Raw genomic sequence first — 17,911 nt, 5'->3', positions numbered from 1 at the left:
GCACTTTTCTAAAAATGCTCGGTCGTAAAAGGTGGCATATGGTAAAAAAACCACGATGATAACTTTTTACGCGCTCAATGGGTATGATATTTTTGGTATTTATGGTGGATTTTGCCTCACCACCCCTAGCACACCCATTGAATTCCAACCATGTATCGGTAAGAATGGCTTTATCTAATCTATAAAACCTAAAACGTAACGACCTTCTAAAAAGGACAAATAATGAACCTGCGTATCTTAAAGTCTGCTGTGACCAACCCTTGGTTTAATCTCGCCACCGAAGACTGGATATTTCAAGCGCTTGATGCCAACTCGCACACGCTCTTTTTATGGCGCAATTCTGAGACCGTGGTTATCGGGCGCTCGCAAAACCCATGGGTGGAATGCAAAATCGATAAAATGGAAGCAGACGATGTGTTTTTGGCGCGTCGTCAGAGCGGCGGCGGTGCCGTGTTTCATGATTTGGGTAATACCAATTTTACTTTTTTATCGCCCAAAGACAGCTATAACCAAGAGGCGAATTTCACCATTATTATCAATGCACTAAAAAAGCTGGGCATAGATGCTGAGCTCTCAGGTCGTAATGACATGCAGGTGGGAGATAAAAAAATATCAGGCAATGCCTTTAAACATGCAGCCGATCGCAGCTTTCATCACGGCACTTTACTCGTCAATGCCAACATGCAAAAGCTGGGCGATTACCTCAATCCGCATCCGCTCAAACTCAAAGCCAAAGGCATAAAATCAGTACGCGCCCGCGTCGCTAACCTTATTGAGTTTAATAAAAATATCAATCATGAAGTCTTGTCCAATGCAATTATTGAAGCATTCTGTGACTATTATGGAGAAACTGCGCCCGTAGAAGAATTAGATGAAGCCAGCCTTGCCAAGCAGCCAACACTCAATAAATATTATGAGCAAATGGCGGACTGGGATTGGCGCTTTGGCAAAACGCCTGAGTTTAGTCATCATATTGAAACGCGTTTTGATTGGGGCATCATTGATTTGCACCTCGATGTAAAGCAGGCGCTCATTACCGATGTGGTCATTTTCTCTGATGCGCTAAATGTCGAATTGATTGATCTGTTAAAAGAGACGTTGATTGGCATTAAGTACAATAAAGAAGCTATCAAAGCAACGTTTCATGAACTCGGCCAAGGGCATCTTGAAGTGGCAGCGCAAGTTAACGATGTTGCCAACTGGTTGATTGGTGAGATGGAAGGTTAGATTTTTGCTTATTTTTATTTTCCATTGAAAATATCCATTTCTTCACATAACCACTACTGCATAAGGCTTTATGCTTGCTATGAACCCATTTCCCTCTATAGGTTGTAATTTTAGACAAACTTAAGTTTGATATTTAATATGTTAGCCCTCTATAATGTCCTGCAAACCATAGATTTTCGATAAACGTCTAAACGTTGAACATTTTAAAGGTAGCATTATGGCAGCCTATATCACAGTTGGCGCAAAAACCTCTCACGGTGGGACGGTCATTACTGGCTCACCGCACACCACTCATAACGGTATTCCTGTCGCTCGTAAGGGCGATCAAGTCATGTGCAAAAAATGCAAAAAGATGACCGTCATCGTGAGTGGTGACGCTTCTTTTGTGGTCGATGGTGCGCCCATTGCACGCGGCGGTGATGTGACGAGCTGCGGTGCGAAACTGATTGCCAATCAACAAGCGTTTGCGGAGTCGGGTTTTAGTGTCGGTAGTATTGCGCAGGCAGAAGCAATTAAAAAAGAAACTCTAGAACACGCTAGTAAAGTATTGAGTAGATATGATACCGCCTTTCATTTTGTAGATCATGAAGATGTTCCTTATGCTGGTTTTCACTATACTGCTGAAAATAAACAAAGCGGCCAAATTTATAAAGGCATTACAGATGAGAGTGGGTGGACGGAGCGCTTTTACTCCGATACTGATGACCAGATTGAGGTTAAGCTAGATTTAGAGTGGCAAAAAGATTTAGGAGCATTTGAATGAGCAATAGCACAAGCGGAAATATGAAGGACGGAGATACCTCCACTAAAATAAAACCAAGACCTTTTATATCAAGGCAGCATCCTTTAAATGATCCAGAAGACCCATTTACCGCAGTGAAAGTAAAAAAAGAGCTTGAAGACAGACTGGCTCTTAAAACATTTCCACATCAACGTGTGTCCTCTTTATGTGGACCAGCAACTCTTTTTTATTGCTTACTTATTGACTACCCAGATATATATCAGAAAGCAGTAGCAGAACTCTGGAGAGATGGTAAGACTACAATAAATCAATTAAATATTAGGCCTTTTGATGCTAGAAAAGCGAGAGATTTATTTAATTCTAATAACACTCAGGTAATGAAAGCTATTGACTGGATGACCTTAGCAGGTTTGCGTGATTCATGGAATTCTGCTCTATGTTACGACTCTCCTTTAAAACAGGTTGCTGGAATTACAACGCCAGGAGAGATAAAAGACTGGTTTCGACTTGCAGGATATAGAATAAAAGATACGTACTATATGCCTTCAGTTAACAACTTTATAGAGATTAACGGCTACGTTAAAAACCCAAAGTATCACGTAATCTCTTTATTGGACTCAAGTATTATTTCAACACAAGCAAAAGGCTATTTTGTGTATCCAAATCATTGGATTGTATGGACAGATGTGTTGTGTACTAGCAATAAGCCTATTACTGAGAATCTTACCTTTTCTGATAATGTTAGCTTTAAGCTATTTTCATGGGGAGATCCTGGTATGAGGACTCATGCTGATTTATCTTATACAAAATTTAGCGCATACATTACGACCACTATTATCATAGAGAAGTAATATAATGAATAAGTACTTAGCTCTCTTTATGGCAACATTGCTATTTGGTTGTGCTCCCAGTGTTGAGGTAACGCCTAATAAACTGCCCGACGCTTACCTGAATCAACCTTATGAGACAAATATAAATATAATAAATTCAGCAGTTGACGACATGACGTTCTATTCAACGTTTTCAGACGCTAGTTTTAAGATTACTCCTGAACTCAGGGAGAGCGGTCAAGACGACTATAATAATTTAACGATTAGTGGCCTACCTACTACTCTTAAGCCTATAACGGTTTACATATCAGGCAATACCTATGGAACTAACTTTCCTGGTAAAGATTTTGAAAAAGAGTACACCATTGAGGTGAAGGTTACAGAATAGATAATCTATATTCTCGATGAACTTACTGATAGCAAGATTCAACTATTCTTTTAAGGTGAATAATCAAAGTATTGCCAGAGACTCTATGTTCTGAGAAATTAAGACAACACTAGGATTATTCTATTTTGGTATTGATAGACAATGATATTTAATGAGTATGAGAATTAACTATTCTTTCGACGCTGGTAAAGACTCTACAAATATGGAAGAAGCAACGGACATGAAATATAACTCTGCAAGAAATATAATTAAGTATGTAGGAAAATAATCAGTGAAAATAAGAGGTAAAGAATATAAGTTATCTGATATTTCACTTATTGCTTTCGTTATTATTTTATTTATATGGACTGTAGACTTAGAACCAAATAAAAAGCTTGAAATATATCAACAAGAATTGATTGAGAAAGAAAGCTGGCTTATATCCGAACTTGATAATATTGCTAAGTTTATGAACTTCAAAGTAAGCGATTATAGTCATTCTAATAGGGATGTGTGGTACACGTCCAGATATGCAAGCCCCGAGTTTGACAAGAATAAACTGTTACATTTACATAGCTTTCTTCTCAAAGAAGGCTGGGTAGATATGACTGATAAAATTAAAAAAAACGATTATATAGCTAATACCTCAAGTAGATCTGATAAAACAGCCAAACGTGTCCGTATTCTATGTAAAGATAAAGCTACCATTTTTATGTATATGACCGACATACAAAATGATTATCTTATTGATTTATTTAAAGCACGTACTTTGGTGGAGCTTAAGTACGATTATAGTCTTCCTTGCTACGATTTAAATGAGTAAAAAAACAGTATTTTTATTGACGAAAAATTAAAATTTAAAACTGCTATGTTAAAAATTAAGCACAGAAATAGATAACACAATGGGTTATCAAAAGGAAATTTAATGTATAAAAGAAAAACTACTACTCTAACTCAGTCTTTACTATTAGCTACCCTATTATCAAATGTATTCATTGTTTCTGCTTGTTCAGCTGAATCATCAAACGCACCAGTACTATCAAATCAAAGCACTCCTGCTGAGACCTATGATCTTGGCCTTGCCTACTATGAAGGCAACTCAGTTCCTGAAGATGATAACAAAGCTTTTGAACTATTTGAAAAAACTGCCAATCAAGGCTATGCCCCTGCTAAACATTATCTAGGTATTATGTATTATGAAGGTTTAGGCGTAGATCAAAATTATCAAAAAGCATTTGAATGGGTTAAGCAAGCCGCTAACCAAGGAGATTCTGATGCTCAATTTGATTTAGGTGTCATGTATCACGAAGGTATTGCTGTTAAGCAAGATGATTTCAAAAAATTTGAATGGTTTCAAAAATCTGCTAACCAAGGAGATTCTGATGCTCAATATCGTATAGGCATCATGTATTATGAAGGTAGTGGTGTTGAGCAAAATTACCAAAAAGCAATGGAGTGGTATGTATTAGCTGCTGACAATGGATCTTTTGATGCTGAAAACAATATTGGCAATCTTTATGAAAACGGCTACGGCGTGACGCAAAGCTATACCAAAGCATTGGAATGGTACAAAAAAGCTGCCGCTCAAGATCTAGATTTAGCACAGCTTAATATCGGCGGTCTCTACGAGAATGGTTATGGTGTACCACAGGACTATGACAAAGCTTTTGAGTGGTATCAAAAGGCAGCTGACCAAGGTAATCAAGAAGCTAGCAATCGCATTGGCAGATTGGTTATGAATGGTAAAATTGATGATAAAGGCATCGTTATATACAGCACTCAAGAAACTGGTCTCACATTGGGTGATTTAGAGGACAGTTCAGAGAATTAAGAAGATACTAATAACGATAGAAACGAGATTTTAGTAGACACTACCTATTAGAATCTGAATCAGCTATGTAATAAAAAACATAAAAGAGACTGGGTGAGTGATAGCTATAAGCACTAAACTACTTCTCTAAGATTTTTTAGACAAAGTTAACCTAAAGGCGTGATTATGAAATACTTACATGCAATGATCAGAACGAATAAATTAGAAGAAACTTTAAGATTTTATTGTGACCTGATGGGCTTGAAGCTTCTTAGAAAAAAGGATTCTGAATCAGGTAGATTCAGTTTGTACTTTTTAGCGACCCATGAAGGTGCCCCAGAAATTGAACTCACTCATAACTGGGACGAGGAAACATATCCAAACGGCAGAAATTTCGGTCACTTTGCTTTTAAAGTTGATGATATCTATGCGCAATGTGAGATTTTTATGGCAGCGGGTATCAGTATATTGAGACCGCCTAGAGATGGACATATGGCTTTCGTTAAAGACCCTAATAATATCTCAATTGAGCTACTACAAGATGGTGAACATTTGGCACCCGCTGAGCCATGGATTTCGATGGAAAATATAGGTAGTTGGTAAATTTGTCCCAAGCGATAGAATATTTAGCGCGGATAGTACGATTGTCAAAATCGACATAATCATCAATATTGGCGGTGGTCTCGCCTTTTAGATAAGTAAGTTGAACGCCTCTAAAAATATATTCATTGCCTGTCACTACTAATCCCAGACTGATGACGATCAGTATCACCACGATTGGCAGTACAATCTATTTAAACAACGTTCTTAACACTACCATGTCAAAATCCTTTTTTTATGGCGTGAGTGAGGAGTGCGATTGAATATCACTGGTGGGTTTGACGTAGCATGTATACGTGGTTTTGAAAGGAGGTTTTTTAAAATTGTAGGCTGGGCCAAAATCCCAAATTACACGTGCTAAAATCATAGTTTTTATAGAAAAGGACTTCATCCCATGAGTGCCACTAATGAAGACATTAAAGACCTCAATATTATTTTTGAAGAAATAAAAAATTTAAGAGATATTTTTAATCGATCTCATGAACTATATAAAAAGGAATTTGATAGCGATATTGAACTTATGACCGCTGTCTTACAATCACCTCAAAATGCTGGAGAAACAATTGAAAATCAAGTTCAGTTCTTTCTTTCCTCTAAAGCTCAAAGAAAACTACATGCAATTGCTAAAAGACAGTGTCTATCGCTAGAAAATATAACAGTCAATGAATGTATTTATGAAGTTAGATATGCACTGTATTTACATTTGAAAAATAACAGAAGCTTTGATGATTCTGGCTGCAAGAAACTGATGTCAAAGGTACATAAAAATATAGATAAAAAAGTGCAAGACATAACATACTTCTTTCCCTTTAATGCACCTAGTCTCAACCCTGAAAAAGAAATACAGATAGGTGGTACGAAAATAATTCACAAAGATAGTATTTATGCGAAAGTCAAAGATGATAGCTACTATGATCTTTTTATAAAAAACAACAACCCTGATAGTTTCAATTGTCTTCTTAGTATTACAATACCAAAATGCTCAGATAAAATGAGTGTAAGTAGAGCGCAAAATGTTGCAGCACTTATCTATGGCATTATTAAAGTTTTTACTACTTCTTATAGGATGAAAGCTAGTCAAGTAAATTTAATGAATAATCCCACTAAAAACAATATCAATCATTATATTGCAAGTACTCACGGTGAATATTGGATTGGTGGCTCATATTCATTTGGTGAAGATTTACAAGATTTCTGGAACTTTTTTGAAGAAGACCTAGAAACAGATTTAGGGCTCATTATTAAAAAACTTATATTACGAGCAGCATCTCCTACTAATAAAGAGTGTTTGGCTGACCGTCTAATTGATGCCTTTTATTGGTTCGGTGATGCTTCTAGAGACAATAATAGTAGTGCTCAAGTTGTTAAGCTAGTAACAGCAATGGAGAGACTAGTCACTATGAAAAATGAAGAAGAAAACAAAGGTATAACAGAAAATTTTTGTCGTAGAGTCTCCTGTCTGATTGCCATATATCGTGGTGAAATTGACAAGCGCTATAATGAAGCTAAAAAGTTATATAAGTTACGATCAAATTTTGTTCACGGATCACAAAGCATTTACAAAACTTATGATACAGAATTAGGTTTTGACCCTTTTGAGCTTGCATATCCAGCTATACTTTCTGCATGTATAGGATTTTATAAGCTAGGCCTAGATCTGAACTCTTATGAAAAAAAGCTAAAAAATATGTATTCTGAAATATGTGAAGATGAGCAATATAAAATAAATAAAGTTATGAATTCATAATAACTAAACTAAAAAAAACAGCAGAAAATTACTTCCCTGCCATTTTTTATTTTAAGCTACTATTGTAAATCTTGACTTCAAATCTAAATACTCGCAGCAACCTCAGCCCCATCACGAATCGCGCGTTTGGCATCCAGCTCGGCAGCAAGTTTGGCACCGCCAATCAAATGATATTGCGCGTCTGGTGCATCGCCCACATTTGGCATCAGCTCAACCACGGACTCTTGACCCGCGCAGACAACGACGCTATCGACACGCAATAGTTGCGTTTGTCCTTGGTTGTTGGTGATCCAAATGCCTTCATTGGTTATTTTATTGTACTGAGCGCCTGACACTTGAATGACACCGTGTGATTTAACATGGGCGCGATGTACCCAGCCTGTGGTTTTGTTGAGACCACCACCCAAACGACCTTTGGTACGCTGCATGAGATACACTTGGCGAATAGGTTTGATACCTTCAGGTTTCATCAGACCACCATCGCTCTGATAGTCCGTATCTTCCGTCACGCCCCATTCTTCACGCCACTCGCTCACTGACTGAGGTTTTGGACGATAGCTTGGGTCTTTTAGCAATTCAGGGCCTAGCTCATCAAGTGGCTGACCATGACGCGCGGTGAGGTACTCACTGACATCAAAACCGATGCCGCCCGCACCAATGACGGCAACGGTATCACCAACTGACTTTTCACCAGAGAGCAATTCAGCATAGCTCATCACTTGTGGCAAATCTGCCCCTTCAAGCTTACCTGCGAGGCTTCTCGGTACGACGCCTGTTGCGACGATAACGTGATGGAATTTTGCTTTCTCCAGCATGGCTTTATCGACTTTGGTATTGAGTTTGACTTCAACGCCTAAGTGCTCAAGCTCATTGATATAGTAGCGAATCGTCTCAAAGAACTCTTCTTTGCCCGGAATCACTTTGGCATAGTTAAACTGGCCACCTAGGATGTCTTTGGCTTCAAACAAGGTGACGTTATGACCACGTAATGCGGCCACATGCGCCGCTGACATACCCGCCACTCCGCCACCGATGACCGCTACCTTTTTAGGTTTCTTGGCTTTTTTATAGACCAATTCGGTCTCATAACACGCTTGTGGATTGACCAAACAGGTTGAGCGTTTGTGCTCAAAGGTATGATCGAGACAGGCTTGGTTGCAGGCGATACAGGTATTGATGCGATCCGTTTGACCATTTTTGGCCTTGTTTACCCAGTTTGGATCGGCTAGGAACGGGCGCGCCATTTGAATGACATCTGCTTGACCATTGGCGAGAATCTCTTCAGCAGTTTCTGGCATGTTGATACGGTTGGCTGCCATCATGGGAATGCTGATGTGCTTTTTGATTTCAGCGCTAAAATCAACAAAGGTGGCACGCGGTACGCTGGTCACAATCGTTGGTACGCGCGCTTCATGCCAGCCGATACCGGTGTTCATGATGGTCACGCCCGCTGCTTCTAGTGCCTTAGCGACCGTGATGACCTCATCCATAACGTTGCCGTCTTTGACCAAATCAATCACCGATAGACGGAATAAGATAATAAAATCTGTCCCCACGGCCTCGCGTACAGCTTTGACCACATCGATAGCAAACTTCATACGACCATGAATATCACCACCGTAAACGTCTTTGCGTTTATTGACGTGGCGCGACAAAAACTGGTTAAGCAAATAGCCTTCAGAGCCCATGATCTCGACGCCGTCATAGCCTGCTTGCTTAGCCAAACGTGCTGAGCGCGCATAGTCTTTGACCGTTTGTTCAATATTTTTGATGCTCATCTTACGCGGTTTAAAGGGGGAGATTGGCGATTTAATCGGACTGGCGGATACCACAAAAGGATGATAACCGTAGCGACCACTGTGCAAGATTTGCATGATAATTTTGCTGTCATACTTATGCGCGGCACGCGTGACGCGCTGATGATTCATCACGTCCGCTTTGGTGTTCATAGTGCCGCCAGCAGGTAATAGCCAGCCTTCACGGTTAGGTGATATACCACCTGTAATCATCATGGCCACGCCGCCTTTGGCACGCTCTGCAAAATAAGCGGCAAGCTTACCGTAGTTATAAAAACGGTCTTCAAGTCCTGTGTGCATAGAGCCCATGACCAAACGGTTTTTTAGCATGGTAAAGCCCAAATCCAGTGGCTCAAACAGATGCGGATAGTGTTCATTGGTGCTAGCAGTGTCAATCGTATTGGCGCTATTGGCATTGAGGCTGGCGGTCATATCATTTTCCTTATGAAGCATTTATGAGACCAAACATATTATAGGTCATATTACTGTCATCGTAACACACCGCTCTTATTGTCAGCTATGTAGACAAACGACTGATGAGTGAACACTATAGTCGATGCCCTTCAAAAGTATTATAGCGCTACTAGGATGAATTTTATGCGGCCTCTGTCAGCAACGGCACAGCAAGTGAGGAAAATTGGTTCCAGTCTCACTCTATCCTTTCTTGTTTCCATTTTATTTAGGATCAACTATATAAGACAAAAAAATACTGAACCTAGCATCGCGCTATGATTCAGTATTTTTATCTAAAGACTTGTCACTCTAATAAATTGATGAGTGACTCAAGTTATTTAGCCAGCACAGTCTCAAGCGCTGATTCAAAGCGCGTAACCGCACCGTCAATGTCCGTCAACTTATCCAAACCAAACAGACCCAGACGGAACGTTTTAAAATTGTCAGGCTCGCCCACTTTTAACGGTACGCCAGCGGCGATTTGCATGCCGGCTTCAGCGAAAGCACCGCCTTTATGCATATCATCACGCTCGGTATAAGAAACCACCACACCTGGCGCTTCAAATCCTTCAGCCGCAACGCTTTTAACGCCTTTGTCCACCAAGAGCTTACGGATACGACGCCCCAATTCCCACTGAGCATCGCGCAGTTTATCAAAGCCAATCTCTTTGGCTTCTAATAAGGTGTCGCGGAATTGACGTAAGCCATCGGTTGGCATGGTGGCATGATACGCATGACCGCCATTTTCATAAGCGCGCATAATATTTAGCCATTGCTTTAAATCTAAGCTAAAGCTGTCCGACTCTGTACTGTCTACTTTTTTGACGGCTGCATCGCTGAGCATGACAAGTCCAGCACACGGCGTACTGCTCCAACCTTTTTGCGGAGCACTGATGAGAACGTCAATACCTAAATCTTGCATGTCTAGCCAGACACAGCCAGAGGCGATACAATCGATAACCAATAAGCCACCCACACTATGAACCGCTTCGCTCAACGCTTTGATATAGTCATTTGATAAGATGATACCTGATGACGTTTCGACATGCGGGGCAAATACCACCGCTGGTTTTTCTGCTTTTATTTTGGCAACGGCTGTGTCGATATCTACTGGCGCAAACGGCTTTGGCGACTCGCTATCATCCGCACGCTCAGCCGTTAGAACAGTAGACGATTTAGCGATTTTGCCTTTTTCTAGAATTTGTGTCCAGCGATAACTGAACCAACCATTACGGATAATAAGACAATCTTCCTCTTGAGCCAACTGACGCGCAACCGCTTCCATACCATAAGTACCGGACCCTGGTACGATCACGACAGCATCCGCCTTATATACGGATTTTAGCTCGCGAGATAAGTCCCTCATCACTTCTTGAAAGACTGTAGACATGTGGTTGAGGGCGCGGTCAGTATAGACCACTGAATATTCTAATAAGCCGTTTGGATCAATATCTTGACGTAATGCAGTCATAGGACACTCCTGTTTATGATGAAATCATTGAATGGTTCTCTGAAATTGGCAACCACTAAACCAGATATCGACTGTAAATATCATATCTAATTTAGTGGTCTTAGCAAGCTTAGCCAAATCCTGTTAGCAAGCTTTGCCGACCATTAGTGTAGTTAAACGATCAGTCTTATTAAATAACACGATAATGAAATACTACTATAGATTGCTCAAGATAATGTAAAAGAATGACAACGACGCGTTCACGTAATGACAGCAGGTGTAACCATTAAAATGATCTGTTAAATGTTTTTATAAACGAGGTATGGTCAGGCTAATAGAGCGATTTGATGGTTATAGTCAGTCATAAATGAAAAAGATACGCATATGCTCATGCGATACTGGCAACCATTTTCCTTGCTTGCTGTGCCGTTGCTGACAGAGGCGGCGCAAAATGTACGCCCGTATTGCTGTATCTCTTTTATAGTGGATCGACTATAAAACGATAAATAAACATCAGGCTATTGCTAACGACCACGATGGGCATCTTTTAGCCCTGTTACCACAAAGTCGAGCAAGTCGCTGTCACCTTCGCGCGCCGCTTTACGCATGAGTTTCGATGGGGCGTGCGTTAGTGACTGGGTCAGACGACGCGATAGCTCAGTGATGATGTCTTCGGGACGGGCACTTCCATCCTGCAACTTAGCAATGGATTCGTGCAACAGTTTGTCTACCTGATCATGCGTGCGCGCGCGATATTGCTGAATGTCTTTACCCACTTGGCGCACCTGAAAACGGCGATCCATCTCGACGACCAATTGACTGACCAGCAGCTCAGCATCGACTGCCGCTTGGCGGCGCTGCTCAATATTGCCAGCGATGACGTGCTGTAGATCATCAACAGAATACAAGTAGATATCATCGATGCGGCTGATATTGGAGTCAATATCGCGCGGCACTGCCAAATCAATCATCAACATGGGCTGATAACGACGACGCTTAAGCGCTTGCACCGTCATGGTTTTATCAATTAACAAATCCATACTGCCACTACAGCTGCTGACAATGTCAGCCTCTGCCAGCACTTGCGGCAATTCTTGTAGGGTTCTGACTTCCACACGGCGATTGGGATGACGCAGCTCGGCCGCCAGTGCTTCTGCTCGCTCAGGGTTACGGTTACAGATAATAACGCGTCCCACGCCAAGGCCAGCAATGTGGGTGGCGACCAATCGATTCATCTCACCTGCTGCGACAATCAATAAGGTGCGGCTTTCTAGATTATCGAATATTTGCGTGACCAATTTTGCCGCAGCAAAGCTCAAAGAGACGGCTTGTGCGCCAACCTTGGTTTCATTACGTACCCGTTTTGCCGCTGCAAAAACTTGATCAACGATCCAGCCTAGCTGATTACTCAGCGCTTTTTGATCTTGGGCAAGATGTACTGAGCGCTTGATTTGACCCAATATTTGCGGCTCACCCAATATCATAGAATCAAGACCTGCCGCAACTCTGAGCCAGTGCGTAAGTGCATGAGTATCGCGGTGTACATAAAGATACGGATCAATCTCATCAACGGATAGCTGTTTGAAATCGGCCAACCACGTTTTAATTTTAACGATGTGAGCGCTCATGTCAGCGGCAGATACGTTAGCACTACTACCAACGCTATCATTAACAGATGTCTGTGCAGTGGTTTGCATCACTTGGGGGCCTGACGGCGACTCTGACCCATATACTGTTGTCGTCTGCGGCACGATCGCATAAATCTCAGTGCGATTGCAGGTCGATACGATCACACTACCATCGGTAAAGGTCTCTAATTGTTTGAGAGCGACCGCCACATCGTCACCCACCAACGCCAAGCGCTCTCGTAGAGCGACTGGTGCAGTTTTGTGATTGACCCCAATGACCACTAATCTCATTATTGATAGACCATAAACATGACACTCACCTGCCATCCAATTTGTCTTATGATAGTTAAAAAACGCACAGCTAAAAGACCGTTTTGGACGACAGCGTTGGTAGGAAGATTGTAAAAATCGCTTATTATATCATTATTGCCAGCTTTAATTAACACTCACCCCATGACGGGGCATATTTGCTTGTATTTGGGCGCAGATAGTACAAATCAACTACCCATATGATTGATAAAACCAATGGCTAGGTTTTAGTACATAGTCACAAAAGTAGCGATAAACTGGTCGCTTAGTACCTCGTAACTTGCTATATTTTAAAGCCTCGCAATTGACTTTTGTGAATAGACAAAGTCAAAACCAATTCTCTGCAAAACAGAAGTCAAAAAACGACAAACGGGGCAGATTAAAAAGGCGATGAATAACACAATGCTTGCCACTGTCACACTATAATGGGCAGTAACATGGGTACTATTGTTTATCGTCTCACTCTACTCGTATAATGCTTGTCATAAAAGCTTGTTAAAGATCCTGTTGTCAAGATTGAGCGGGCATGATTAAAATACAATTGCTTTATCACAATAGATAAGCAATGGGCGAATACGGCTATCTATGATGTTTTTTGGGTCATTACTCCAACCACAGTTTCGAACACACTTCGTGCACAACGACCAATCTAGCATCCGTGCTTTATTGAATGTCGTTATCGAACGGCTGTGCCAACGTTATAAGCTAACCCTGTCGTTGGCCGTTTGTTTGTGCCTTATGACGCCAGCTCATGCCAGCCACATTGATGCGGCGTCAGAGCCGAATGTCCTTGAGATATCCATTCCTCTCAAAAAAGACCCTGTGATAAATAGCAGTGCCGCGCTTGATACCCCTACTTATGCAGAGACTCAACTCGTCGAAAACGTTGAAAATGTCGATGGTCTAGCGCCATCCAGTCTTTGGCAACCAGCACTTAATGAGCCAAGTTTGTACGCACTGCTGGATGCGGAATTTGCCGCAGATCGTGATGATGATCAACGCGCCCTAACTATCTACAAACAGCAATCCTTTAAAGAAGATGCAACCGCCGTTTTTGAAAGGGCGTTGAATTTGTCTTTGCGTAACGAGAGAGTCGAGGACTCCTTGCAGTTTGCCAAGTCATGGCAAGACCAAAACCCAGACCATGTGCCCGCTTGGTTTTATGTGGCGCATTTGGCGCTGCGCGCTCACGATTATATTTTGGCAGGTGAGACCTTAAATCGTATCTTGCGTTATGACCCGCGTGCCGATTTGAGCGAAATTCTCATCGGTATTTACCCCAATAATGACGAGGACAAACGCGAGTTACTCGCCGCCCTACAGCCACTTGATAGTGAACAAAACGCCTCATTGTCAGTGTTAAAAGCTGGCCTGCTTTACCAGTTCAATGAGCCTGAAATTGCCATTGTCCATATCAATCGCGCTTTGGAACATCAACCCGATTATGTGCCTTTTATCACGTTAAAAGCGGACATACTGCGTAAAATCGTCACCTCTGAAACGGTGGTTAATTATCTTAGCCAAGCACGAATGCGCAATCCCGATAGCAAGAGCCTATACCTATATGAGATTCGCTACCTGCTTGACTTAAAACAAAGTCAAGACGCGTGGCAATTGCTGCTCGACGCGCACAATCGTTTTAGTGACGATGCCGAAATTACCCTGCTCGCCGCCTTGGTCAGTTTGGATAATGAGAAGTATGGCAGTGCTGATCAGCTTTTAAACGATCTTGCCAAAACACCCGCTTATCTCGACCGCGCTTATTACTATCTTGGCATCAGTGCCGAGCGTCAGCAGCACTTTACTCAAGCCAAATACTATCTCAATAGTGTGATGCAAGAAGATTTGGTATTGGAGGCACGTCGAAAAGTTGTTGCCTTTGAACTGTTGGACAATGATGTCGATGCCGCGATGGCGACCTTAGAACAACTGCGTAAAGACTTTAGCGTGTTCGCGCCGGATACCTTTGTGTTACAAGCCGATATTTTATGGCAGCAAAATGAACCCGACGAAGCCTTACGTCTATTAACCCGAGCGGCACGTAAATACCCTGACAATGAAGCGTTACTGTTTGCTCGCGCGCAGCTGCTTGATGACAAAAAAGATTATATTGTCAAACGCACGTTGCTCAATCATCTACAAGCGCTTGATCCAAGCAACTTATCTTATCAGCTAAGTTATGCCCAGCTCTTGCTTGCTAATGAGCGTAGCTCTGAGCAAGGGCTGGCACTAGCCACGAATATCATTCAGATTCGTTACGATGACCCGCGTTACGATAATGAGCTGCATCTGCAAGCCCTCAACGTCCTAGCCAGTAATGCCTTGGCTAATGAAAACTACCAGCAAGTCATCGATTATCTACAAACGCCTTACGATGTATTGCCGACCCTACGCTCAGGCACGCTATTGCTACGCGCCTATCAAGGCTTGGGTGAGAATGAAAAAGTAGAGACGTTATTGACAGATTTACAGCAGCGCTTTTCATTTGGTCAGCGCAATATCAATGACAGCATACAATTGTATTAGTGACGGATGTTGTATGAGATAAAACGTGTTGAATGGGCTTAAGTACTAAGCACGATGATTACAAGGCACTTATAAGAAGCGAACAACCACGTATAAGCGAGTAACAAATAAGAATTAAGCTAATATCTTTGTCAATTTGTCCATTTTTGAGGAAACATCATGTCAGCAACTGCCTTTTATAAAACCAATAAGTTAGCTTTATTCTCTGCCTTGACAGCCGCGATGGTTATTACCTCTGGCTGTCAGTCATTAAAAACGGGCAACGCTACCAATCAGCCCACAGCGCTACAAGGTCAAGATACCGCGCAACCGCAAAAGCTTGAGAGCTTCAATATCACGGGTAAAATCGGCGTTACCACTCCTGCCAATGACACTACCGGCACACAAGGTGGTAGCGCGTTTTATGCATGGGGACAAGAGAATGATCGCTTTGCTATTGAATTGATTGGTGCCCTTGGTATCGGTAAAACCAACATAGAATATAATGGTCAAACCGCCACTTTGGTCAGTGAAAAGACGGGAACCTTAACTGCTGATGATCCTGAGACACTATTGCAAAAAGCCACTGGTTGGCAAGCCCCTATCTCGCAGCTGCCGTACTGGATCTCTGGTCGCCCAGCGCCTTCGGACAGCGCACCGCAACTTGATGACCAAAACCGTTTGGTCAGCTCGGTCAATGGCGAATGGCGTGCCAGCTTTACCTATAAAGGCTCAGACAAATTGCCAAATAAAATCAGCGCTGTACAAGCGCAAGGCAATAAAGTGGTTATGACCATTAACCATTAACCATTAACCATTAAACTATTATTAATGAATTGGCTTTTTGTGTTTATTAAGATCGTTGTTTATGAATAGTTCCCTAACCTCTGATGCTACTATCAGCCGCTTATCCCCAGCAAAAATCAATCTATTTTTGCATATCACTGGTCAGCGAGCTGATGGCTATCATAATCTGCAAACCGTTTTTCGTCTGCTCGATTGGGGCGATTATCTGCATTTTTCGGTGACTGATGATACCGTGATACAGACGGCTGATACTGAACCAGATGCTCGTAAGCTCTGTCATCAGCTAATGATGTTGGCAGGTGCAGAAACGATAACGGCTGATATAGAAGATAATTTAATCTTTAAAGCAGCACGCGCATTGCTCACATCTGCCATACAGTCAGAGACTCTACCTAAGCAGTTGACACAAGTAGTTATTACTTTAGATAAGCATTTGCCAATGGGCGCAGGACTAGGTGGCGGCTCGTCCAATGCCGCAACGACTTTATTGGCATTAAATGAGATTTGGCAACTTAACTTTACTCGTGATGAGCTTGTAAAAATCGGTGCAACGGTGGGCGCGGACGTGCCTATTTTTATTTTTGGACAAGATGCCATTGGGATGGGCATTGGTGAAGAGCTGACCGCCATTGATCTGCCCGAGCAGCAGTATCTCGTGTTGACGCCTAATGCGCACATCAATACGGCCAAGTTATTTGCGCATCCCAAACTACAGCGAGATATCACTCCTCTGTCGATTGATACCATTCAAAGTCAAACCAGTCATTACGCCCTAAATCTCACCGCCCCTTATCAAAATGTCTTTACATCCGTGGTAACGAGCCTTGCTCCTGCTGTTGCAGACGCTTTGAATTACTTGCAAGGGTTAGAGCAGCAAGCACTCGGTACAGCACGAATGACGGGTTCAGGTAGCGCGGTATTTTTGCCATTAGATGCGAGTGTCACAACTGATAAAAAGCGGTTGGCAAAGTGGGTTAAAGACGCGCCTTGTGCAGGGTATGTTGTGGGAAGTTTTTAGAACAGTATTTTGTAGAGCAGTATTTAAGCCATAGAAAGAGGCATATATTTTAGAAATTATCTACGCGATGCCCGTAGCTACCAAAATTATGTCTTCATCCACTGAATATGAATAAATCCCAGAAAAAAGCGCAAATGACTTGCAAAATCTGAAAATTTACTTATAATAGGTCGCCACAATAGGGGTATAGCCAAGTTGGTAAGGCATCAGGTTTTGATCCTGACATCCGTTGGTTCGAGTCCAGCTACCCCTGCCATTTTTTAGTACGAAGCGTTTGATATGGATATATTATAAGCGGCTTATAAACAGCCTCTTATCTTATTGTCATTGACAACGTTATCCCAGTTTCGGTATAGTTCGCAATGGACACCGCTAGGGAAAAGTTATGTTTTAAACGGTTTATTCGTTTTTTAGATAACTGACAGGTCATGACCCCATTCTAAGTGTGACGATTATTAAAAGTCACTATTAGTATCGGCGTTCATAGCCTAGACATTACAGGGGTATAGCCAAGTTGGTAAGGCATCAGGTTTTGATCCTGACATCCGTTGGTTCGAGTCCAGCTACCCCTGCCATTTTTTACTGTAATAGTAGTCTTCAACCCTTTTCACCACTCTTTTCT

General features: G+C 41.9%; 14 protein-coding genes and 2 tRNA genes. 13 read left to right on the top strand and 3 right to left on the bottom strand.

Annotation, left to right across the window (positions count from 1 at the left end):
• Positions 1–222: 222 nt before the first annotated feature.
• The 8 genes from lplA to AAJP47_RS05295 all read left to right on the top strand — a co-directional run bounded on the left by lplA (position 223) and on the right by AAJP47_RS05295 (position 7,323).
• Positions 223–1,227, top strand: a complete 1,005-nt coding sequence (gene lplA / locus AAJP47_RS05330; RefSeq protein WP_346716863.1) for a lipoate--protein ligase — start codon at positions 223–225, stop codon at positions 1,225–1,227.
• Positions 1,228–1,444: 217 nt separating this feature from the next.
• Positions 1,445–1,990, top strand: coding sequence for a PAAR domain-containing protein (locus AAJP47_RS05325; protein WP_346716862.1), 546 nt, complete (start codon positions 1,445–1,447; stop codon positions 1,988–1,990).
• Entirely contained in the window at positions 1,987–2,820 is an 834-nt protein-coding gene (locus tag AAJP47_RS05320; RefSeq protein WP_346716861.1) for a hypothetical protein, read from the top strand. Before AAJP47_RS05325 ends, AAJP47_RS05320 begins: the two co-directional genes overlap by 4 nt.
• A gap of 4 nt (positions 2,821–2,824) precedes the next feature.
• Positions 2,825–3,187 (top strand): hypothetical protein, encoded by a 363-nt coding sequence (locus AAJP47_RS05315; RefSeq protein WP_346716860.1) that lies wholly within the window; start codon positions 2,825–2,827, stop codon positions 3,185–3,187.
• A gap of 271 nt (positions 3,188–3,458) precedes the next feature.
• Complete coding sequence (locus tag AAJP47_RS05310) at positions 3,459–3,989, top strand: hypothetical protein (RefSeq protein WP_346716859.1); 531 nt, start codon at positions 3,459–3,461, stop codon at positions 3,987–3,989.
• A gap of 102 nt (positions 3,990–4,091) precedes the next feature.
• The gene (locus AAJP47_RS05305) at positions 4,092–4,997 is read left to right on the top strand and encodes a tetratricopeptide repeat protein (protein ID WP_346716858.1); all 906 of its coding nucleotides are present in this window, start codon (positions 4,092–4,094) and stop codon (positions 4,995–4,997) included.
• Positions 4,998–5,162: 165 nt separating this feature from the next.
• Complete coding sequence (locus AAJP47_RS05300) at positions 5,163–5,579, top strand: VOC family protein (RefSeq protein ID WP_346716857.1); 417 nt, start codon at positions 5,163–5,165, stop codon at positions 5,577–5,579.
• 391 nt (positions 5,580–5,970) lie between these two features.
• Positions 5,971–7,323 (top strand): hypothetical protein, encoded by a 1,353-nt coding sequence (locus tag AAJP47_RS05295; RefSeq protein ID WP_346716856.1) that lies wholly within the window; start codon positions 5,971–5,973, stop codon positions 7,321–7,323.
• Positions 7,324–7,406: 83 nt separating this feature from the next.
• On the opposite strand, the gene AAJP47_RS05290 is transcribed toward AAJP47_RS05295, so the two are convergent.
• The 3 genes from AAJP47_RS05290 to hemA all read right to left on the bottom strand — a co-directional run bounded on the left by AAJP47_RS05290 (position 7,407) and on the right by hemA (position 12,941).
• Positions 7,407–9,551: an FAD-dependent oxidoreductase gene (locus tag AAJP47_RS05290; protein ID WP_346716855.1), complete on the bottom strand. Its 2,145-nt coding sequence runs from the start codon at positions 9,549–9,551 to the stop codon at positions 7,407–7,409.
• Between the two features lie 355 nt (positions 9,552–9,906).
• The gene (locus AAJP47_RS05285; RefSeq protein WP_346716854.1) at positions 9,907–11,043 is read right to left on the bottom strand and encodes an aminotransferase class V-fold PLP-dependent enzyme; all 1,137 of its coding nucleotides are present in this window, start codon (positions 11,041–11,043) and stop codon (positions 9,907–9,909) included.
• Between the two features lie 503 nt (positions 11,044–11,546).
• Entirely contained in the window at positions 11,547–12,941 is a 1,395-nt protein-coding gene (hemA, locus tag AAJP47_RS05280) for a glutamyl-tRNA reductase (RefSeq protein ID WP_346716853.1), read from the bottom strand.
• 603 nt (positions 12,942–13,544) lie between these two features.
• On the opposite strand from hemA, the gene AAJP47_RS05275 reads away from it, so the two are divergent.
• The 5 genes from AAJP47_RS05275 to AAJP47_RS05255 all read left to right on the top strand — a co-directional run bounded on the left by AAJP47_RS05275 (position 13,545) and on the right by AAJP47_RS05255 (position 17,864).
• Entirely contained in the window at positions 13,545–15,485 is a 1,941-nt protein-coding gene (locus tag AAJP47_RS05275; protein ID WP_497198688.1) for a tetratricopeptide repeat protein, read from the top strand.
• A gap of 159 nt (positions 15,486–15,644) precedes the next feature.
• Positions 15,645–16,271 (top strand): lipoprotein insertase outer membrane protein LolB, encoded by a 627-nt coding sequence (gene lolB, locus AAJP47_RS05270; protein WP_497198687.1) that lies wholly within the window; start codon positions 15,645–15,647, stop codon positions 16,269–16,271.
• 61 nt (positions 16,272–16,332) lie between these two features.
• A complete protein-coding gene (gene ispE / locus AAJP47_RS05265; protein WP_346716851.1) occupies positions 16,333–17,289 on the top strand; it encodes a 4-(cytidine 5'-diphospho)-2-C-methyl-D-erythritol kinase in 957 nt (318 codons plus the stop codon).
• Between the two features lie 180 nt (positions 17,290–17,469).
• Positions 17,470–17,545: transfer RNA gene (locus AAJP47_RS05260), tRNA-Gln, on the top strand.
• A gap of 243 nt (positions 17,546–17,788) precedes the next feature.
• A tRNA-Gln gene (locus tag AAJP47_RS05255) sits at positions 17,789–17,864 on the top strand.
• Positions 17,865–17,911: the final 47 nt, after the last annotated feature.

Origin of the sequence: Psychrobacter halotolerans, assembly GCF_039680845.1 — a bacterium.
In the GTDB taxonomy this organism is placed as follows: domain Bacteria; phylum Pseudomonadota; class Gammaproteobacteria; order Pseudomonadales; family Moraxellaceae; genus Psychrobacter.
The sequence above is the reverse complement of the archived record's forward strand: the minus strand, read 5'-3'. Positions and strand labels throughout refer to the sequence as shown.